Genomic DNA, 18,682 nt, shown 5'->3' on the forward strand with positions numbered 1-18,682 from the left:
CCCCAGTCACATGGATGTGACCGGTAAAAAGTGGACTGTCACCGTAATTGCAAGCTCGCCAGCCGCCTCAGGACCGAGATGAAAATATCGCATCGCTCACCTATCGGGCTGAATAGATGGCCATGCACCTGCCCATCCAGCTTAAGGTGATATGCGCACTGGTGTTCCAGGTGGTAGGCCTTTTACTTTCGCAATGATTTGGCCCATGATGTGCCAATAGACATCAAGGTCCGACAACTCCAGATTCTCGATCGTCTCCTCGCCTCCAAGAAAAAGCGGTTTCTTACTGCCTATGCATTGAGCATACGCCGGCTGGGCGCCGCCGGCTTCCCGCCACATTGCGTACCCATCGGACGCCAATATGGCGTCCTCGTCTTCGATAAGTTCAATATCGTGGAAGGTTCGGACATTGCACGGTATCTGCAGAGCCTCGCCCGTGTCGGGTTCAAACATCACGACACCGGGCTCGCCTTGCTCCAACCGTCCGGTATCGACAGCAAACGCCGTGCCCTGCCAATCATAGCCAAAGCAGGTGATCCGCCCGGTGAACTCGGGAAAGCCCAGGCTGACCCTCGCGTTCCAGCGCGCCACGTCCTGTGCGCGGACAATCCTATACAAGCCTTGCTTGAACGATCCGCCTCCGAAACTCGTTAGCAACTCTTTCAATCCCGGCACCTTCGTATCAAGCGAAAGGTCGCCCGCATCGGTTGGCGCCCTGCTATCCACCGGGAAGTTTTGTTGGAATGTCTCGAACATCGCGATCTCCAATCGTTACCTTGTTGATTTTAGTTCCATATGGCAGAAGCTTGGTTTGCTGTCTTATCTGCGACCCAAGACTGGTGTTAACGCTGGGATCCAGTGGGCCCATGTTCTCCAGTATGTCTCCCCCTCCTAGCTGCAAATCAACTCTGTGATCAACATGGCTGCCTGCGGGCAAGTGGTTACCAGCAGCTATGAACTTTTTACGAGCTGATCTGAATAAACGCACAGCACGGCTAACCACAGTGTCGGCCTCGGTCAATATCTTAACTTTGAGGTCCGCCGCAGCGCGTTGCGCGGCATCCCACTTAGGCATGTAGTATAGATGTAAATCGTGGCCAACGGAGGCTTCGCTGACGCCGGCACCGGGAGCCTCGCCCTCCATCGCAAGCGGGTCTGGGACTGCCTCGCTAGCCAGAGGATTCGCAGTATCCGAACTTAGCGCAGTATCTGCAGCTTCTGGAGAAGCATTCGGCTCGGCAGAAACGGAGCCTCGTCCAAACCTCTGCGCCAGCTGGCTGAAGATGGTGCTAAGGCCTTCCGCGAGAACACCGCCTCCGGCACCCCACAATGCACCGGAAGTTGCCCCATTGCCGATGGGTTGGTCGTGACCGGCGGCTTCCAAGGCGCCGTACGCAGCGCCTTCGGTGGCCACGAGACCTGTGCGTGCGAGAAGGCCGGACAAGCCTTCCATGGCGACTGTGCCGAACCTGCCGGTGAGGGTGATGCCTGCGTTGCCGAGGCCGCCGCCACTCAGATACGCGCCCAGCACCTCTGCCGCTGTACCAGCGGAGCCAGCTCGATCTCGTGCGTCTTGTGTCCCGGCACGCGCAGCCGCGAGTTCGTCCTCGTAGCTGCTTCCCGAGATCAGGGAATTCATTGTGGCGGCGAATTTGTCCGCATATCCGAATGTCGCTCCGTCCGCCATCAGACGGACGGTGTCATTGAGCGCTACAAGCGGCTTCAGAGCCGTAGGCAGAGCGTCGAAAGCCGCCAGATTTCGGCTGACACGTTCCTCAGCGGATACAGGAACTGTGTTGTTCGCAATGCTCCGCGCAATCCGAGATTGGTTCTCGTCGCTCAGTTGCAGTGCCATGGCCGCCAGAACACCCGGATCAGACGTGCCCGTGAACAGATCACGCAGCACTGCATCTCGCTCGCGTTGCGGCACGCTCTCATCGTTCAACGTATCGACGAGTGACTTGACGACAGACGGCGGCAGCGGCTGGACTTGCTTGATTCCAAGCTGCAATTGCACCGCGACAGAGCGGACGATTGCCTTTTGGTAGGCAGCCGGATCATAGCTGTCCTCGCTCGATACCGCGTTCCAGTACGCGTCCGCTGTCGGATCGATCTTGCGCACAAAGTCGGCGGGAGCGGCGGCACGAGCCTGCAAAACCTGCTTGGCAGCGGCGGCCGTTACGTCAAACTCTGCCTGATCCTGCTCCGGACTGCCTGGCTTGGGTCTGGCCGCGAGCACTCTCGCCTCGATGGCATCTTTCGGCATCCGGACCATGTCGAATGCCTGGTGACCGACCTGGAACGTCCGTTCGAGATCCAGAGATTGTTTGTCGCCCTCCTCGACGCCATAGACCGCGGCAAGCTCTCCGTTGTCCGGTTTTTTTCCGGAGTAGTTGCCGGTGTACATGAGGGCGTCCGGTGCATTCTGGTGCGCGAGTTGGACATTGGTGCGGGCTTCAAAGAGTTGCGCCGTCATCACGACTTGGGCCTTGTGGCCAAGATCCTGAAGGTCTTCCGGAGACAGGTCGGAAATCCAAGGCCCGGCCGCCCAGGTTGCCTTGCTCTCGGGCTGTCCGGGATTCCCAGGGAGCGTCTCTGCGTCGGGCGCCAGCCTGTCTATTGGGGCGCTGGAGTTCTCGAATTTTCCGGTCGCGGCAACCGAACTGTTGACGGCTTTGACCGCCGAGCTTGCCGTTGTTGCCGTTCGCCCCGCCCCCAGCATCTCCGCCGCCCGCTTCGGGTCCTGGGCGATCATCGCCTGGACCAGCGCCTTGGCCGTGTTGCCGCGCCAAGTGGCCTCGGCTGTCTGCCGAAGGATCGGGTTGCCGATCTTGGCGATCAGATCAAAGCCGCTCTGCCGAATGGCCTCGAAGTTGGCGGTGTCGTTCGGGTCGCTTTGTGCAATGGAACTGGTGGAGATGTTGTCGACCTTGGTACACTCGGCCAGTTCATAGCCGTCGCGGCGCGTCTGTTGCCGTTGTGCCATGGGCCGCGCTCGCACAGCGCGCATCGCCTCCTTTTGCCCGGCGAAACTGGCGCGCTGGCTCCCGGGCATATCAGCCAGGGCATCGTCGAACAGCGTGTCGAAAAGGCCTCTTTCAAGCACCCGGCCGGTGCGCGGATCGACCTGGCCATACATCGTGTCGTGCATGCCGGCACCGTCGGCCGGCGCATTCGCCGCCACCTCGTCTTCCGCCTGTGCGATCCGGCCGTTGAAGCGGCGCCGCGCAAGCTCGGCGTCGAACGCCTCCTGCTGGTCTTTCATCTGCTGGTAGCGCTCGGCGACGGCTGAGAGTTTATCGCCCAGCCCTTGCATGGCGCCGCCGATCGGCGAGCCCTGCGGGTATTGCACCGCGTTGCCGGTATCGAGCCGGCGCTGCGCTATCTGGAGAGGGATGGTCGCCATTCAGCTTCTCCCCGCCCACGCAGCCCTGAGAGGCGAACGGCCGAAGATCACCGAGCGCGTCGGCACGGCGCCGGTTGCCATGTTTGAGACTGCCGCCTTCGTCGGGTCCTGGATTTTGGAGAGGCCGCCAACGAGCACGGTGCCAGCGTTGAAGATCGAGGCCGTCACCGCCTGCTTGCCGGAGAAGCGTGAGATAGCGGCTTGCGTATTGAGATTGTTCTGGCGCAGTTTCGAGCCGTACTGGATCGCGTCGAGATCAAGCTGGCCCTGCCTGGCATTGGCGGCCAGCACCTCGGTCGGCGAGCCCGATATGCCGACGCCCGACACGCCGGCCTGGGCGCGCGCCTGGCCTTGCAAGAGATCCTGCTTATTGCGCTCCTGGCTCTGGTCGAAGGCGGCACTTTGCGCGTCGGCCTGCGCCTGCTGCTCGTAGGCCCTGGCCTGGTAGTCGGCCATCCGCTTCGACTGCTGGCCTTCGACCAGCGCACCGCCGACCGAAAGGGCGGTGCCGATAAGGGCAAGTGTGCACATGGTTCAGCCTCGTTCGCCCAGGGGTTTGCTTGCTGTTGCGGGAATGAATTTGCTTTTGACGCTGTCGACCCGCGCGCCGAGCGGCGGGCGCGGGTCGAGCGCGCCGCCGGGGCTGAGGAAGGACAGCAAAAGCTTGTCGGCCTGCAGCACCGGCCGGCTGAGGCGGGCGGGTGGGGCGGCCCGCGGACCTACCATGGCGGCGCGGCGGATGGTGGTCAGGTTGACCTTGAGATCGGCAACGCCGGCGGCGTCGAACAGGCCATTGGCGGTGGCAATAGTGCGGGCCAGCGCGTCGGCCTCGAACAATTGCTGGCGCAGCTGCTCGACCAGCCGGCGGACGTCGCGCCAGCGTTCGCCCAGCGTTCCTGCCCTGGCCTTGATCTCGTCGCCAAGGGCGGCGATGTCGGCCCGGGCTTCGCTGGCGGCGGCATCGACGCGGCGCTTGCCGGCGGTGTCGATCGTCTTTTCCAGCAGGGCGATCTGGTCGTTGCAGTCGTCGAGGGCTGCACGCGCGGCGGCCAGGTCGCCATCGCCGAAGACCGCGCGGTCCTCGGTCTCAGCCAGTTCGCGTCTGCGGGCGAGCGCGTCAATGAGGTCGGCGTCTAGCAAGGCGATGGCGGCAGCGAATTCGGCAGCCGTCCGCGCCCTGCCGAGTTGCTCGGCATGGAGGGATGTCATGGGGGAGATTCCTTTTCGGAGAGCGGGATGACTTCGGAGAAGGCGCAGCGTCGAAACCGCCAATCTCCCCCCTCGTGGGGGAGATGCCCGGCAGGGTAGAGGGGGGCGCGAAGGATCGCGGCCTTGCCTGACTTGCCTTGGCCTGATGCTTAGAGTGCGTTCGGCAGAGGTGGCGCGAAGATGCCAAATTGATCTGTCGGCGGGACAGCGCCCCCCTCTGGCCTGCCGGCCATCTCCCCCACAAGGGGGGAGATTGGCAGCTTTATCTAAGGCTCGGCGTCAAACACCGGCGTAAATGCCCTGATCGTGCAAGGCGTCGGGTTGACGTGGCGGATTCTCACCCGGCCCTGCCCTTCCCAGCTGTCGTCGATCGGCACTTCGACATTGCCGGTGAACAGCGTTGCCCGCCCATCGGGCGCGACGATCGAGGGTATGCGCACCGGCTCCCAGCGGCCGCGCATGAAGGACTGCACCTGGAGCCCCGTGGTGTCGGTCTCGAGCAGCGACAGGATCACCTTCGCCACCTTCTTGCGACGGCCGATGATGGAGCCGTCGCGGCCGCCAACGTCGAGTTCCAGCGTGTCGGCGCCCGCCGCATAGGGCAGACCGAGCTGCCACTTGGCGGCGGTCGAGCCATCAGGCAATGTCACGGTGCCGCCGCCGCTGACAACGAGGCCGCGATAGACTTTTCCGTCGGCCAGCACATCGACGGACTGGCCGGCGAGATGGATGGCCCCGCCCACCGTGGTAACCGCAATGCCCGTGTAGCTCAGGCCGCAATCGACCTCGAAGGCCTCAGCAATGGCGCCATATTCGAACGGCGCCGTCTTGATCTCGATGTAGCGTCTGGTCACGCCGCCGATCGTGCGCTTGACCACCAGCCAGAGATCGTCATTGCCGTTCTGGCCGGGGGTCACCGCAGCGCTTTCGACGACCGCCCAGTTGGCCCCGCTGACGCTGCCGCCCAGGCGATGCCGGTGCATACCGCGCACGTCCTGGCTCGGCTGATGGGTATAGCCGCCAAGCTCACCATTCTCGAGCGGGAACCACAGCAACGGGTCGGGGTCGGTCTGGAAGGCCAGCTCGACCACGCCTTGTTTGGGAATATGCTCTGAGACCTGGCCGACATCGTCCGAAGCAAACCGGCTTTGCGCCGTCTGCGTCAGCTCGGCGATCGATTTGCGCGAGCGGGTGACATAGAGGAACGACTGGCCCGCATCGACCGGGCGGATGCGGGCGCAGCCGAAGGTGCGCGAGCGCCGGTTCTTGAACGAGGACGGCGTCAGCGCCTCGTCTATGCCCGAGCCCGAAAGCGCGCGGATGCCGCCGGATGTGCCGATCAAAAGCGCACCGTCACTGTCGGCGATCCAGACGATGTCGTTGGCCTGGCCGCCGCCGGCCTGGATGAACTCGAGCGCGTCGTCGTCCTTCTCGCCGAGAGCGAAATTGTCGAAATCGCCGGTGGCCGAGGCATAGACGGAGAATTTCCGGCTGAAGGTCAGCCGCTCTTCGTAGAGCGAGCCGCTCTCGACATACTTTCCCGGGACAAACGTGCCGAGCCGCCAGCGCGTAATCGGGTTCGCGTTCGGCAAGGCGTGGCCATACAGTCTGATCTTGACGACAGTCGTGCTCGTGCGGCTGGTGATCTTGGCCCAGCGCCAGATGCCATCGGCACCGAGAAGGCGAATGGTGCGACCAACATCCGACGGTTGAAAGCCGTTGTCGTCGTTTATGCCGACGATTGACGAGGCGGTAAGGTCGAACGGCGTCTGATCGAAAGCGGCGATATGCATAGCCAATTCAGCCGAGACGCTGGCGTTGGCATCGTCGCCACCGCCACCACTGAACACCAGCTGATGGTATTCGAACGCTGATTTGTTGGTGAAATCATAGAATCGGGTTTCGCCGTTTCCCCAGCCGAGTTCCCCAGTGCGCGTGTCCAGCGTCACCCAGTTGGCACCGTCGTTTGAGCCTTGCAATTCCCATGCGGTGAAGAAGTCATAATTGCCGGTCGCCGTCTTCGACGTGGTGATCCAATAAGCATCGACCACGCGCCGCGCACTGTCGGCGTTGCGATATCGGATGTAGCCGTCGCCACCACTTGCGACCTCGATATTCTGCGTCTTGTCGCGGTCGAACATCTGCCAGGCCGACGCGCCACCGCTGCCCGTGGATGCGGTGCCGGATGGAGCGGAATTGCTGGTCATTTGTGGTGTGAGATGCCCGGTATCGGATGGCGTCAGCGTCGTTGCTGTGTCATTGAGCGGATCGTAGGGACCGTCGAGAAATTCGAAATCTTCGAACGTCCAAATGGTGTGCGCGGTTCGCGTCAACACCTTGGGCTGGTAGTTCCGATGCGTGATCCACATCTGGTCGGCAGACTGGACATAGGCCAGTTCGAACAGATCCGCCTCGAGATAGGGCGAGGCGACCTCCACCGTGCCGACGCGCGCACCATAGGCGTAGACGCGGATGTAGCGGTCGCCGAATTCGAGCGCGTAGGCCTGATCGGCGGAGAATATGAATGGGATCAGCCGCGTCTTCTTGGCCGAGATCTTCACCTCGCCGGCAAAATAAGTGCCGCCGCGCTTGCGGATGCCGCCATGCGGCAGGGTGACGAAGTTCTCGCATTTCGACAGCGCCGCCCGATAGAAGTCGAGCGACGCGCGTGCGTGCAGCCGGGGCGAGATCTCGCCGCGGGTGAAGACGTCCTGGACGGGATAGAGCGTCGTCATCAGCGCGCAATCCTGTTGTCGCCGCGCTGGTTGGACCACGACGCGCTGTAGAGCCGGCCGCCGCGCTGGATGGCGTTGGCGGTCAGCGCCGCCTCCAGCGCCCGGTCATAGGCCGAGCGGGCAATGTCGATCATGCCCGACTTGTGCGTCAGCGGATGCGCGACCTTGATGGCAAGGGCCGCCATCAGCACCTCCGTGAACAGCGCATCCCAGTCGTTGGGGTCGGTGAGGTTGGCGATGTAGCGGATGGTCAGCGGGCCGGACTGGTCGCAGTAGATCAGGCCAGCCTCCTGCCGCCAGGAGATCGGCACGCCGTCCGGTTCGCCATTCTGCGTCGGCGGCAGCGGCCGCAGGCAATCGGCCGGCAGTTCATAGACGAAATTCAAGCCGCAATCGCCGCCGGTATCCGCACCCGCCACAGTGGCGCGCAGGATCGCGAATACCCAGGCACATTTGGTCAGTTCTGCTTCGCGCGCGAGGTCGAAATGCAGGTTGATGAGCCGCGCCGCCTTGACGTCCTGATCGAGACTGTCGATCGGCGCTTCGTCAAGCACGCCGAGCGCCATGTTGGCGATATCGAGCGGGGTGATGGCCATGGGTCAGCGCCTCGTCCATGCAGGTCGGGTCATGATTTTTCTCCGGACATGAAAAAAGCCGCTGCGAAGCGGCTGGGGAATTGGATGGCTATATTCAGAGATCGCACTCTACGACGCCCCCCTCTGCCCTGCCGGACATCTCCCCCACGGGTGGGGAGATCGGCAGTTCAGGCGCTGGCGCTCTTCCTGCGACATCGAAGATTGGCGAGGGCGCAGTAACACCCGATCTCCCCCTTGAGGGCAGGGCTATCGCATATGGATTCTTGCGAAGAAGACCCCCACCCTAACCCTCCCCACAAGGGGGGAGGGAACGCTGCCGCGTGCCTTTAATTCCTCTTTGGCGCCGAAAGACAGCGATTCGCCTAGGTCAGCACCAACGGAAGTCTCCCCCCCTTGTGGGGAGGGGTTAGGGGTGGGGGTCCGTGCCGCGCAGACATCTCAGGATTTCCATATGCAATAGCCCGGCCCTCATGGGGGAGATGTCGGCAGGACAGAGGGGGCGCGAAGGAATGCTGTCAGAACGAGAGGCGAAGGGCGAGCTCGTCGCCCCCGCCCCTCGCCTCGGCCTGATCAGGCCTCGGTCGTCTTCAGCGCAATAAACGTCATGTTCTTGACGCTCGACGCGGTGCGGTCCCAGTTCGCCGCCAGCGCCAGTTCGGCATCGGTGGCGAATTCGCCGGCCGACGAGGCGTCGAGGAAGCGGGTGCCGGGAACATGCGGGACGAAGTGACGACGCCCCACCATTTCCGTGACGCCGCCGCCATGGCCCTGACGCGGCTTGCGATCGAACTCCAGCGGGCCGCCTTCGGTGTTTACCGGCAGCTCGTTCCACAGGATCGCCTTGTCCTTGAACATGAAGGCGGTGTAGACGCCCCCGGCCTGCGGAATGTCGTCGTCGACGACGGCGCGCAGACCCATGTAGTAGGGGATCAGCGGCCCGCCCTGCTCGGAAGACGGCACGTAGTCGATGAGGTCGGCGAGCTTCAGTGCTTTCATCTGCCTGGAGTGCATCCAGATCGTCTTGAACTTGTCCGCGCGGTCGCCCATCAGATAGGCGGCCTCGATGATGTCGGTGTCGACGATGGAAGCGCCTGTTGTGCGCACCAGGTCGCCGCCGTCATTGGCGATGTTGTCGGCGACGACGCCTTTCAGGATGCCGAGCAGGGTCAGCTTGTTGGCGCGCTGCCAGTACTCGGTCTGCCGCTTGACGATCAGCTTCTGCGGATCGTCTCCAGCCAGGATCGAGGTCAGGTCCGGAACGCCCCACGCCTGGGCGCGGACATTGCGGGCGGCGACCTCGCGGCGCGAGCCGATCTTCTTCATCTCGATGGAATCGGCCGGATCGTCATTGACCGGTTCGGACGGGTCGTTGCCGAGATCCTTCCAGCCGGGCATATCGACGGAGCGGCCGCCCATCGACAGCTTTGACGAGATAGCCGGGTCGGAAAACAGGATTCCGGCTTGGTAGATTTCGAGGGACTGCACATGTTCCTCGAAAGCATATTGCGCATAGACGGACGGAACGATCGCGTCCGCGATACGGGTGTAGGCATCTGCCATTTTTCTCTTCCTTCAGGTTTGGTTTGGCGGTGAAGGTGTGTTGAGATTCAGGTCAGGCCGAGCCGAAAATGATGGCTTTCGAGAACCGGAGCGGAGCGGACATTTGGGTCCGTGAGCACCGGAAGCGCAGAAAGCCATCGTTTGCAGGCCGGCATCACCTGAATATCGACACAGCTTTAGAGGGGGTTGTTGGGCATCCAGAGGTCGGGGTTCTCCCCGGCCTCGCGAGCCAGCCGCCGGGCACGGGCGGGGTCGCTTTTGACGAGGGCTGAGATATCAGTCAGGTTGCGTTCGCCGGCGGCGTTGCGCTTGAACGGATTGGCTCCGCTCCGACCAGCACCGCCGTCGATCGTGTCTTCGCGGAACATTGCCTCGCCGATCGCCTGGAACGCCTTGGCGATCTGCGGATCGGTCAGCGCCCCGTTGGGCAGAAGGATGCCCTTCGCCTTGTAGGCGTCGACCAGGCCGAGCTTTTTCATCGCCCGGTTGGCGACCTCCAGCTTCTGGCGAAAGCCGTCGCTGTCGGTCGGCCCCCAATCCCTGACGAGATCGTCATGGGTGGCTTCGACCGAGCGGGCGAGCGCGATTTCCTGGCGCGCGGCCTGCTCGGCCATGTAGCCGACAAACCTGTCGTGATAGGCCTGCGCGGTCTTTGGCGAAGCACCGGCCTCGACCGCCCAGGCCTTGGACGCATTGGCGAGCTCGTCCGAATAGGCGAAATTGTCCGGCAGTCCTTCCGGCCTGATGTATTCGACCTTCTCGGATGAGGTGACCGGACGCATGGTCTCGGGCAGCCGGGCATGAAACCGGTCCCAGTCTTCCCGCGATGCGTCCGGGGCGGGAACGCGCAGGCTCTCACCCTGCCGCCGCTCCAGCTCCGCATAGGATGTGAAAACCCGATCGAGGCTTTCAGGCTTGGTCCAACCCTTGGTTTCAGCGAGCTTGCGGTTGCCTTCGGAAAGACCGTCAAACCAACTTTTGCCGGCCGTCGAGGAGGACCCATTGTCCCCGTTGGCCGGAGGCCATGCCGGGTTGCCCGCCGGCAGCGCAAGCGCCGCCACGGACCCGGCGTCTGCCAGATCTGTCATGTGTGAGATTCCTTTGTTGAGGTTAGAAAAGAGCCGACGGCAAAAGCTTGGTATCTCCCCCCTCGAGGGGGAGATGGCCGGCAGGCCAGAGGGGGTCGCCGCGCGTGGAGCGCCAACTTCATTCGTCGCCGGGAGTCGCGTCCGGTCGAACCGACCCCCTCTGTCGCCTTTGGCGACATCTCCCCCTCGAGGGGGGAGATTGGCGCCTAGGCGTTATCTCCCCAGTTTTCCCACAGCAGCGTGATCGTGCCGGTCACGGCAATCGTCCCGTCGGCATCGATGTCGGTGCCGGTGGCAAACGCCAGGTTGAGATAGAGATCGATCGGCGTCGTGGTGCCATCCAGCGTCACTGCGGCGGCGATGTCGGCGGTCGAGGCGGTGGAGAGCGCGGCACCCACACCGTCGAGCGTGCGGGCCGTCGAGGCCAGCACATTGACCATGGTTCCAGCCAACGTCGCGCTCGATGCCGCCGCTGAGCCGAGCGACCAGGTCAGCGCTGCATTGTCGTTGATCGTTGACGGACGGATGCCGAGCACTGCGAACTGCAGCCGCGCCGTGCCTCCCTTGATGCGCACCTTGCCGTCGGTGAAATCGAAGACCTTCTGGCCGGCATAAGCCAGCGCATCGGCGACCGGCACCTGCATGCCGGCGAAGGTGAAGACAGTGCGATACGATCCGCCCTGCCCTGTTGTGATTGCTTTCAGGCCGGGCCTGGGCGGGGCAAGACCGGCCTCGCGGGCGGCGGCGCGGGCAAGCGTCCGGGGAAGACCTCGGGTCATTGGCATTTCTCCATTTTTCGGTGAGGCGAGAAGAGGTGTGCGCTGCGCGCGGGGGAGGCCCCGGTTTGGCTCCGGCCGAGCCGCCACAGGCTGAATCATTTTGACAAGGAGCAACGCTAGCGCCTTGTTCGAAAGGAGTGTTTTCGGCCGCCGGTCCATCAACGCCCGAGAAACCATGTCTTATATCGTGAGGCTTCGTGCCCCCGTTCCGCCGCAATGCGACCGCACGGGACGAGCCATAGGGATTTCAGGCCTTCAAGGGAGACCACACATGAACTTTCACAAAGCCATCGCCGCCGTGCTGATGACCGCAGCACTGGCAGGCTGCGCGCAGACCGAGGGCCAGCAGCGGGCCGGAACCGGCGCGCTGATCGGCGGCGCCGGCGGCGCCCTCGTCGGCCAGGCCATCGGCGGCAACACCAAGAGCACGGTCATCGGCGCGGCCAGCGGCGCCCTGCTCGGCGCCGTCGTCGGCTCAGCCACCACCCCGCAGCGCCGCGGCGAGCAACTCTGCCGCTACCAGGACCGCTACGGCCGCATCTACACCGCGCCTTGCGACGACCGGTACTACAACGGCGATTATTGAGGCGATTGCTGCGGAACTGCCAATCTCCCCCCTCGTGGGGAAGATGTCCGGCAGGACAGAGGGGGGCGCCGTAGGGCACCAGCGTCGGCGAACAGCTACCGCTCCTCCGCCCTTGCCGCCTTCTCCAGCGCCACCAGCTGCATCTCGTCCAGCGTCAGAAACCCCATAATGTGCTGCACCACTTCGGCTCGCGCATTGCTGAGCGCGCTGTGCAGCTCGAAGCCATTGGGCGTTCTGGTGCGCGCCATCCACTCGCCATAGGACGGACGCCGATAATAGCCCGTCGTCGCAGCCAGATCGGCGAGCACCATCTCGCCGTCCTCGCCGGAGAACACACGGAGATATGCCTTGGCCAGCGCGTCCCGGGCCCTGGCAGGACTGCCTACCTGTCCGGAGTGAGCGAAGCGTTTCCGGCTCATGCGCCGTTGCCCGCCGGGCCGATGGGCTGCCCGCCTTGACCACTTTGCGCATCTTGGGCGCCGCCCAGCATGTCTTGCAACCCGTCGAGCAGGCCGCTGTCGCGCGCCTGCACCGCCGCCGGCACCGCATCCTTGGCGGCCTTGCCGGCGGTGGCGATCGCCGCCATGCCGGCCTGCGCCTGGCTGGCCTTGGCGCGGGCATCGCGAAGGCCGTCGACCTCCTCCTTGCGGCGGAAGATGCGCTGCGGGCTGCGGCCGGCGCTTTGCACGATCTTGATCGCCTCGTCGCTGTCGATGTTGTCCATCACGCCGGGGTCGAACTGCGCCATCTGCATGGCGGTCGTCACCACCTGGATGGTGTCGCGCGCCTCGGCCGAGCGGCGCAGCACGTCGAGCGGGCCGGTGAAGGTCGGCCGCACCGCCTTGCCGGCCAGGCTTTCCGGTGGCAGGAAGCGGCTGTCCTCGTCATAGAGGCCCTTGTCCTCCAGAATGCCGAGTTCGCGGTCGAGATTGGTGGCGAAGCCGGCCTGGATGATCGAGCCGGACGGCCCGAGCAGCGCGCCCTTTTCCTCTTGCCTGATCAGCGCTTCGGTCGCCGTCATCCGCGGGTTCTGCACCAGCGTCTGGAACAGGTTGACGAACATCATGTCGCGGATCTCGTCGGCGCGGCTCTGCGCGTAGTTGAAGGCATATGTCGGGTTCTGCCCGGTCGAGATCGGCGCGATCAGCGGTCTGCCATTGTCGTCGATGAGGCCGGGATAATTCTCGCCGGGGTTGAGCACCGGCACATAGTCGAGCCTGGCCTTCGAGGCGGTGGCCGGGTCGGTGATCTGCTGCAGGGCGCGAAGCCCCGAGCGGCGCACGGCGTTTTCCTCGCGCACCGTCGTCAGCGCCTCGATGGTCGGCGAGATGCCATAGGGGTCGCCCTCGTAGCGGCGCCAGTTGAAGGTCGACACCGGGAAGGTGCGAAAGCCGCTCTCCCGGACGATTTCCTCCTCGTCCTCGATGACGTGGTAGGAGGCGAAGGCCGTGTCGAGATATTGGTACTGGCCGCCCAGCCGATACATCTTGCGCTCGTCGCGCGGCTGGATGCACTGGATCAGCGAGATCTTCGTCTCGCATTTGGCCGGATCGTCGAGCAGAACCTTGATGCGCGCCGGCAGCTTTTCGTAGCCGAGCAGCTGTGCCGCCTGCCGCGCCGTGCGCTCATAGCGGCGATGGAAAATATCGACCTGACCCCAGCGATTGCGGCTGAGATACCCCTCGACCACCGGGATCGAGGCGTAGCGGATCAGTGTCGCGCCAAACCCCTCCTCGGCATAGAGATATGCCGGACCGTAGCGCACGACATTGCGCAGGCAGGCTTGGGTCGCCGGCACGAAATTCGAATTGGCGGAGTAGCGCAGCGCAAACAGGAAATCGCGCAAACCTTCCGCCCATTCCTTCTCCTCGTCGGTCTCCTCGTCGTTCATGGCGGCAGTCGACAGCCCATGCCATTTTTCCGACTGCGGAATGATCAGGCTTTCCAGCCCCGCGGCCAGCCGGTTGGCGGCCGAGTTGATGGTGTTGGCATAGACGCGCGCACCCCGCCGCTCCTGCCGCTCGGCCTGCGAATCCGGGCTGCCTGTGCGGCGGCCGCTCCAGATATCGGGCGCATCGGGGTCGCAGAACTCCGCCACCTGCTCCCACACAGCCTCATACTGGCTGCGCTCGCTCTCGAGCTCGGACTGGCGGGACAGGATATTGCGGGCGCGGGAATCGGTCATGGGTGTCTCACTTGTTGGTAGTGGCGTTCTCTTGGAAATGCCGAGGGACAGCACCCCCTCTGGCCTGCCGGCCATCTCCCCCGCAAGGGGGGAGATTGGCAGCTTTGCGGCCTCACTTTTCCTGCAACGTTCACAATTGGCGAAGGCCGTCGCAACATCCAATCTCCCCCCTTGCGGGGGAGATGTCCGGCAGGACAGAGGGGGGTGCCTCGCGCCAACCTCCCCTAAAAACTCCTGTCATCTTTTGCCCACTTGCCTGGGCTAGCTTTCTCTCATGGCGGGGTTTCGAGGAGGTCGATGTGACGACGACAAGCCTTGCCGGCACCCTGAAAAACCGCGGCAAACAGGTAGCGAAGCGGCTGCTTGGCTATGATTCCCGCAACTGGCTGCGTATCCGCCAGATCGAGGCGTTCAGCCTCTTTCTCGAAGCGGGCAACCGCAAAGCTTCCGACGTGATCGAGATCTCGCCCGGCTGGAACCGCACCTGGCGGGCGATGTGCCCCAACTACCGCTCGGTCGATTTCCCCGCCTTCGACATCTGCAAGGACCGCACCGACGAGCAATATTCCATCGTCATCGCAGACCAGGTGCTGGAACATGTGCGGCGGCCGCAGGCGGCGGTGCAGAACATCCACGCCATGACCCGGCCCGGCGGCTGGGCGATGGTGGCGACACCGTTCCTGTTTCGGGTGCACGCCAGGCCGCACGACTACAACAGATGGACGCCCGCCGGCCTCAAGCAGCTGATGGTCGATGGCGGCTTTCCCGAAGCCAACGTCAAGGTCCACGGCTGGGGCAACAAGGCTTGCGCCAGGGCTCACATCGGCGGCCCCGTCCGCGCCTACGGCCTGTGGCGGGACTTGAGCAATGACGAGGAATACCCGCTGATGGTCTGGGCCTTCGCGCGGCGAGCGTAATCTCCCCCCTCGAGGGGGAGATGTCGCCGAAGGCGACAGTGGGGGTCGCCTCGCGTGGAGCGCCGGCATTCTCTTTTTCAAGATAGAAGGTCGCGTCCCGTCGTACCGACCCCCTCTGGCCTGCCGGCCATCTCCCCCTCGAGGGGGGAGATCACCCCGCCTTCTCATCACCCCCGCCTTCTCATCACCCGCGCATGCCGTCTCCACACCCACCAATCCCACACGCGCTTCCTGAAACTGCGCTTCATCGCGTCATGGTCACATCCCCAGCAGCACGCGGCGCTGGCCGGTGAGGCTGCCGGGCGCGAGGTCGGTCTTGATGGTGCTCAGCGTGCCTTGGCGCTGTTCGAGCTCAGCCCGCAGTGCCGCCTCGCGCGCCTGCACGTCCTTGTCCTCGGCTGTCGGTGTCGGCGGCAGCGGCTTCAGTTCCGGTGGTTTTTGAAACAGACACATGGTTCCAGCCTTCTCTTGTCCAGTCATAGAGGAAAAAATCTTCACCGTTTTTGCCGTAGCCCGGCAGCAGGCAGCGTTGCGTTGCGCCCAGCCGGCCAAGCCAGCGCAGCGCCAGATCATTGGCGGCCAGCGCCCGCGCCTCGACCCGCCAGGCGCCGCGCGCAGATACCTGCGGCCCCAGCACGGCGTGAAAGAATTCCGTCATCCCGGGCACGCAGCGCCGCATCCGGCGCGTGCCCCAGCTCCAGGCGATCCACAGCCCGCCACGCTGTTCGGCAGCGCCAAACCCGGCCTCCGGATTGCCGTCGAGCTCGGCGACATGGGCAAACCCCTGCAACGCCGTCAGCGCCAGCAAAACCGGCGACCAGTGGTCAAGCTGGCAGTCGATCTCGGCCCGGTCTTCGGGGCGGAGGTTGGCGGCGATGTAGGACAGGTCGCGCAGTGTGGCGGGGATGATGCGGAGGGGCATGAACGGGCCGGGCGATGGGTTGTGGTTCCTGCTTTCGGGCGGAGTCTGGCGGCTTGTGCACTTGACCGTCCCCCTCGTCGGTGACCTAACTTCGGAACGCTGTCGGCTATCCAGGAGACGGACGAATGGACATTCGAGCGACACTGACGGAGCTATGCGAAGCCTTCAACGCGCACGATCTCGATCGCATCATGGCGTTCTTCGCCGACGACTGCGTCCTGGAGATGCCGAGGGGAGCCGAGCCCTGGGGAACTCGCTGCGAGGGCAGGCGCAACGTACGGGACGCGCTGGCGACACGCTTCGAAGGCTTGCCCGATGTCCACTACGGCAAGGCTCAGCACTTTGCGGACGAGGCCGCCGACACCGGCATGTCGAAATGGACCCTCACCGGCGCCACCCGCGAGGGCGTGAAAAAGGAAGTCCAAGGCTGCGACTTCTACACGTTTCGCAACGGCAAGGTGATCCGCAAGGATTCTTACTGGAAGATCGTGGAGTGATACGGCGTCATTTCGAATTGCGGTGGTGCGACCGATACCTCTTCATCCTATGGCGGAGCAAGGAGCGGAGCGACGCGGCGCAGACCCCTGGAGCTGCTTCGCAGCCCAAGGGATCCATGCCGCGACCTGAGAGCGCTGCTACGGCGCGGAGTTCTGACGTGCCGCGTTCCCCGGCGGCCGTCGCGGCATGGATTCTCGGGTCAAGCCCGAGAATGACGAAGTCGGGCATTTCGCCCCTCACCTGAAGCCCCAGCGGATCGCTCTGCCCGCCGACAGTTTGCGCCCGATAAAAGTGCACTGTCACCGTATTCGCAATTCCTTCGTTAGCCTTCAGCTGTCGCCAAATTGGTGCTGAGCTCGAAAGCGAGTCCCGACCCATCGGCGTAGGGGCGCAGCACGGGCGCACTTTCGCTCACGATGGCCTCCACGACGCGCTTGCGTTCCTGATCGCTCATTTCCCTGCCGACAGCACTCATGCCGACGAGCGCCATCGTGTTCAAGCTCAGGAGGGGTGCGCTGTCCTGGAAGCGTATTGTGCGCGATACAGTCGTTGACCGGACTTCGTGGAAGCCGGCGTCCCGGAGCAGCGCCTCAGCGGAGGCCGCGTCGCCAAAGCTGTGCCGCAGATCCTTGATGGCGCCCAGGTGACGCTCCGCCACGCGGCGCAGCGCCCGAAAGAACGGGATTTCGTCGTCGGATCGCCATGTGGCTACCGCCAGCCTGCCGCCCTTAGCCAGCGCCCGCCGCATCTGCGCTGCCGCCGCGGGCTTGTCGGGAAAGAACTGCAATCCCTGCTGGCAGACGACAACGTCGAACTGCTCTCCATCATGGAGAGGCAGGGCGCCGGCATTGCCTTCGCGCCAGTCGATGCCCGGCGCCACGGCGCGCGCAACGGCAAGCATATCCGAACTGACGTCGATGCCGACAACGTATCCGGCGTCACCGAGCCGCTCCCTTGCAACGCGGGCCACTATTCCTGTTCCGCAAGCGATGTCGAGGACACGATCGCCTGGAGACAACGCCACCTCTTCGAGAGTCATTTCGGCCCACGGCCGGAAGAGAGGGCCTGCGAGCCACCGCTCGTACATCTCCGGGAAACTTGCCTGGCTCATCGCGTGGTTGGGCATCATTGCCTCCAATGGATCGGCCCGAGATTGGCATATTTTGAGCCGACATGCCGCCCAGAAAGTCCCGCTCCGACGAAGTGTGGGGAGCCTTGCCCCTCACCGAAACGCCCCCAACGGATCACTCTGCCCCACCGGCCGTCGCACCGCCTTGAACTCCGCCGGATCAACCACCGCTTCGCGCAGCATCATCACGCCGTAGCGTGTCGCCGCCATCAGATCGTCGCGCAGCTTGACCACCTGGCCGTCTTTGCGATGATAAAGCCTGAACTCCTCGAACCAGTCGGCCAGCGTCGAAAACACCTTGAAGCGGCCGGACTGCATGCGGTCGAGCATTTCCATCAGCCCGGCTTCGACCGACACCGAACCGTCGGGGAATTGCGCGTGGCGGGTCAGCATGTTCAGCCCGTGCGCGGCATATTGCCGGGCGAGCGCAACGCCCGCTCCTTCCAGCGTCTCGCGGCGGCCGTCGCGCGGCCAGGCGAAGGGCAGCCATTCGCCCCACGGCTTCAGCGTCAGCGTCTGCATGGCCGGCGTCTGCTGCGAAGCGCGGGCAGCCTTGGTGACATAGACGACATCGGCCTCCGTATCCCAGGCGAGTTCGACCGCGGCCGAAGGATGGTCCCAGCCGAAATCCAGCGCGCCGAGCCTCGGCCAGTAGCGCGGCAGCCGGAACGGCTCGCAGGCGATCAGCGCCTCCGCCACCGGAAAGATGCGGCCGGAGCCCAGCACCGGAATGCCGCGTGCGCGGGCCTCGCGCTCATGCGCGGGATAGGCGGCAACGATCGCCGCGCGCTCGTCGGGGGAATAGTGCTCGGCTTCGTCGATGGTCATGAAGGTGACGTGACGGGACATTCTTTTGGTTCTCCAACTTACATCGTTCGAAGAGAATCTTTGCACCACCATCGCGAAATCATTGGAAAGCTTGGGTTCCTCATCCCCACAAGGGTGGGGGAGAGGAAGGGAGCCAAGGCCAGCGACCTCGCGCCCTTCCTCTCCCCCGCTTTGCTGGGGCGAGGAACCCAAGTCCTGAGATGTCACCCCTTCGCCATGCCCTCCACCTGCGTGGCCGACAAAA

Annotated in this window: 18 protein-coding genes; 3 read left to right on the forward strand and 15 right to left on the reverse strand. The window is 64.0% G+C overall.

From position 1 onward, the window contains the following. Nucleotides 1-141 precede the first annotated feature (141 nt). The 9 genes from NKI73_RS27810 to NKI73_RS27850 all read right to left on the reverse strand — a co-directional run bounded on the left by NKI73_RS27810 (nt 142) and on the right by NKI73_RS27850 (nt 11,373). On the reverse strand, nt 142-756 hold the full coding sequence (locus NKI73_RS27810) for a T6SS immunity protein Tdi1 domain-containing protein (RefSeq protein ID WP_352634448.1): 615 nt from the start codon (nt 754-756) through the stop codon (nt 142-144). After that, nucleotides 719-3,406, reverse strand: coding sequence for a hypothetical protein (locus NKI73_RS27815; RefSeq protein ID WP_352634450.1), 2,688 nt, complete (start codon nt 3,404-3,406; stop codon nt 719-721). The genes NKI73_RS27810 and NKI73_RS27815 overlap by 38 nt, the downstream gene beginning before the upstream one ends. Next, on the reverse strand, nt 3,407-3,937 hold the full coding sequence (locus tag NKI73_RS27820) for a hypothetical protein (RefSeq protein ID WP_352634451.1): 531 nt from the start codon (nt 3,935-3,937) through the stop codon (nt 3,407-3,409). It abuts the gene before it with no gap. A gap of 3 nt (nt 3,938-3,940) precedes the next feature. Next, on the reverse strand, nt 3,941-4,615 hold the full coding sequence (locus NKI73_RS27825; RefSeq protein WP_352634453.1) for a hypothetical protein: 675 nt from the start codon (nt 4,613-4,615) through the stop codon (nt 3,941-3,943). 266 nt (nt 4,616-4,881) lie between these two features. Continuing rightward, the gene (locus NKI73_RS27830) at nt 4,882-7,350 is read right to left on the reverse strand and encodes a phage tail protein (RefSeq protein ID WP_352634455.1); all 2,469 of its coding nucleotides are present in this window, start codon (nt 7,348-7,350) and stop codon (nt 4,882-4,884) included. Beyond that, nucleotides 7,350-7,946, reverse strand: a complete 597-nt coding sequence (locus NKI73_RS27835; protein ID WP_352634457.1) for a phage connector family protein — start codon at nt 7,944-7,946, stop codon at nt 7,350-7,352. The genes NKI73_RS27830 and NKI73_RS27835 overlap by 1 nt, the downstream gene beginning before the upstream one ends. A 570-nt stretch (nt 7,947-8,516) precedes the next feature. After that, nucleotides 8,517-9,506: a Coat protein gene (locus NKI73_RS27840; protein WP_352634459.1), complete on the reverse strand. Its 990-nt coding sequence runs from the start codon at nt 9,504-9,506 to the stop codon at nt 8,517-8,519. Between the two features lie 176 nt (nt 9,507-9,682). Further along, a complete protein-coding gene (locus NKI73_RS27845; protein ID WP_352634461.1) occupies nt 9,683-10,594 on the reverse strand; it encodes a hypothetical protein in 912 nt (303 codons plus the stop codon). Between the two features lie 206 nt (nt 10,595-10,800). Continuing rightward, on the reverse strand, nt 10,801-11,373 hold the full coding sequence (locus NKI73_RS27850) for a hypothetical protein (protein WP_352634463.1): 573 nt from the start codon (nt 11,371-11,373) through the stop codon (nt 10,801-10,803). A 271-nt stretch (nt 11,374-11,644) separates the two neighbouring features. On the opposite strand from NKI73_RS27850, the gene NKI73_RS27855 reads away from it, so the two are divergent. Then, nucleotides 11,645-11,959, forward strand: a complete 315-nt coding sequence (locus NKI73_RS27855; protein ID WP_352486238.1) for a YMGG-like glycine zipper-containing protein — start codon at nt 11,645-11,647, stop codon at nt 11,957-11,959. A gap of 95 nt (nt 11,960-12,054) precedes the next feature. Here the strand turns inward: NKI73_RS27855 and NKI73_RS27860 are convergent, their stop codons facing one another. Both NKI73_RS27860 and NKI73_RS27865 read right to left on the reverse strand, forming a co-directional pair. Further along, nucleotides 12,055-12,378 (reverse strand): Bbp19 family protein, encoded by a 324-nt coding sequence (locus tag NKI73_RS27860; protein ID WP_352634465.1) that lies wholly within the window; start codon nt 12,376-12,378, stop codon nt 12,055-12,057. Next, a complete protein-coding gene (locus NKI73_RS27865; protein ID WP_352634467.1) occupies nt 12,375-14,144 on the reverse strand; it encodes a portal protein in 1,770 nt (589 codons plus the stop codon). Before NKI73_RS27865 ends, NKI73_RS27860 begins: the two co-directional genes overlap by 4 nt. 299 nt (nt 14,145-14,443) lie before the next feature. Here NKI73_RS27865 and NKI73_RS27870 point away from each other — a divergent pair, with 299 nt between their 5' ends. Beyond that, a complete protein-coding gene (locus tag NKI73_RS27870; RefSeq protein ID WP_352634469.1) occupies nt 14,444-15,061 on the forward strand; it encodes a class I SAM-dependent methyltransferase in 618 nt (205 codons plus the stop codon). Between the two features lie 258 nt (nt 15,062-15,319). On the opposite strand, the gene NKI73_RS27875 is transcribed toward NKI73_RS27870, so the two are convergent. Beyond that, nucleotides 15,320-15,445, reverse strand: coding sequence for a hypothetical protein (locus tag NKI73_RS27875; protein ID WP_352634471.1), 126 nt, complete (start codon nt 15,443-15,445; stop codon nt 15,320-15,322). Beyond that, the gene (locus NKI73_RS27880) at nt 15,414-15,983 is read right to left on the reverse strand and encodes a hypothetical protein (RefSeq protein ID WP_352634472.1); all 570 of its coding nucleotides are present in this window, start codon (nt 15,981-15,983) and stop codon (nt 15,414-15,416) included. The genes NKI73_RS27875 and NKI73_RS27880 overlap by 32 nt, the downstream gene beginning before the upstream one ends. A 125-nt stretch (nt 15,984-16,108) precedes the next feature. Here NKI73_RS27880 and NKI73_RS27885 point away from each other — a divergent pair, with 125 nt between their 5' ends. Next, nucleotides 16,109-16,480 carry a nuclear transport factor 2 family protein gene (locus tag NKI73_RS27885; protein WP_352634474.1) on the forward strand — a complete coding sequence of 124 codons (372 nt, stop codon included), beginning with the start codon at nt 16,109-16,111 and terminating at the stop codon, nt 16,478-16,480. A gap of 323 nt (nt 16,481-16,803) precedes the next feature. Here NKI73_RS27885 and NKI73_RS27890 read toward each other — a convergent pair whose 3' ends face one another. After that, nucleotides 16,804-17,607: a class I SAM-dependent methyltransferase gene (locus tag NKI73_RS27890; RefSeq protein WP_352634476.1), complete on the reverse strand. Its 804-nt coding sequence runs from the start codon at nt 17,605-17,607 to the stop codon at nt 16,804-16,806. A 96-nt stretch (nt 17,608-17,703) separates the two neighbouring features. Further along, nucleotides 17,704-18,645, reverse strand: a complete 942-nt coding sequence (locus NKI73_RS27895) for a phage terminase large subunit family protein (RefSeq protein ID WP_352634478.1) — start codon at nt 18,643-18,645, stop codon at nt 17,704-17,706. Nucleotides 18,646-18,682 lie beyond the last annotated feature (37 nt).

Source organism: Mesorhizobium sp. M0496, assembly GCF_040321205.1.
Classification (GTDB): domain Bacteria; phylum Pseudomonadota; class Alphaproteobacteria; order Rhizobiales; family Rhizobiaceae; genus Mesorhizobium.

Excerpts from the sequence above, each read along its gene's own strand:
- NKI73_RS27825 (WP_352634453.1), bottom strand. The coding sequence starts at position 4,615 with ATGACATCCCTCCATGCCGAGCAACTCGGCAGGGCGCGGACGGCTGCC.
- NKI73_RS27845 (WP_352634461.1), bottom strand. The coding sequence starts at position 10,594 with ATGACAGATCTGGCAGACGCCGGGTCCGTGGCGGCGCTTGCGCTGCCG.
- NKI73_RS27860 (WP_352634465.1), bottom strand. The coding sequence starts at position 12,378 with ATGAGCCGGAAACGCTTCGCTCACTCCGGACAGGTAGGCAGTCCTGCC.
- NKI73_RS27890 (WP_352634476.1), bottom strand. The coding sequence starts at position 17,607 with ATGCCCAACCACGCGATGAGCCAGGCAAGTTTCCCGGAGATGTACGAG.
- NKI73_RS27855 (WP_352486238.1), top strand. The coding sequence starts at position 11,645 with ATGAACTTTCACAAAGCCATCGCCGCCGTGCTGATGACCGCAGCACTG.
- NKI73_RS27880 (WP_352634472.1), bottom strand. The coding sequence starts at position 15,983 with ATGCCCCTCCGCATCATCCCCGCCACACTGCGCGACCTGTCCTACATC.
- NKI73_RS27840 (WP_352634459.1), bottom strand. The coding sequence starts at position 9,506 with ATGGCAGATGCCTACACCCGTATCGCGGACGCGATCGTTCCGTCCGTC.
- NKI73_RS27830 (WP_352634455.1), bottom strand. The coding sequence starts at position 7,350 with ATGACGACGCTCTATCCCGTCCAGGACGTCTTCACCCGCGGCGAGATC.
- NKI73_RS27815 (WP_352634450.1), bottom strand. The coding sequence starts at position 3,406 with ATGGCGACCATCCCTCTCCAGATAGCGCAGCGCCGGCTCGATACCGGC.
- NKI73_RS27810 (WP_352634448.1), bottom strand. The coding sequence starts at position 756 with ATGTTCGAGACATTCCAACAAAACTTCCCGGTGGATAGCAGGGCGCCA.
- NKI73_RS27835 (WP_352634457.1), bottom strand. The coding sequence starts at position 7,946 with ATGGCCATCACCCCGCTCGATATCGCCAACATGGCGCTCGGCGTGCTT.
- NKI73_RS27850 (WP_352634463.1), bottom strand. The coding sequence starts at position 11,373 with ATGACCCGAGGTCTTCCCCGGACGCTTGCCCGCGCCGCCGCCCGCGAG.
- NKI73_RS27865 (WP_352634467.1), bottom strand. The coding sequence starts at position 14,144 with ATGACCGATTCCCGCGCCCGCAATATCCTGTCCCGCCAGTCCGAGCTC.
- NKI73_RS27820 (WP_352634451.1), bottom strand. The coding sequence starts at position 3,937 with ATGTGCACACTTGCCCTTATCGGCACCGCCCTTTCGGTCGGCGGTGCG.
- NKI73_RS27885 (WP_352634474.1), top strand. The coding sequence starts at position 16,109 with ATGGACATTCGAGCGACACTGACGGAGCTATGCGAAGCCTTCAACGCG.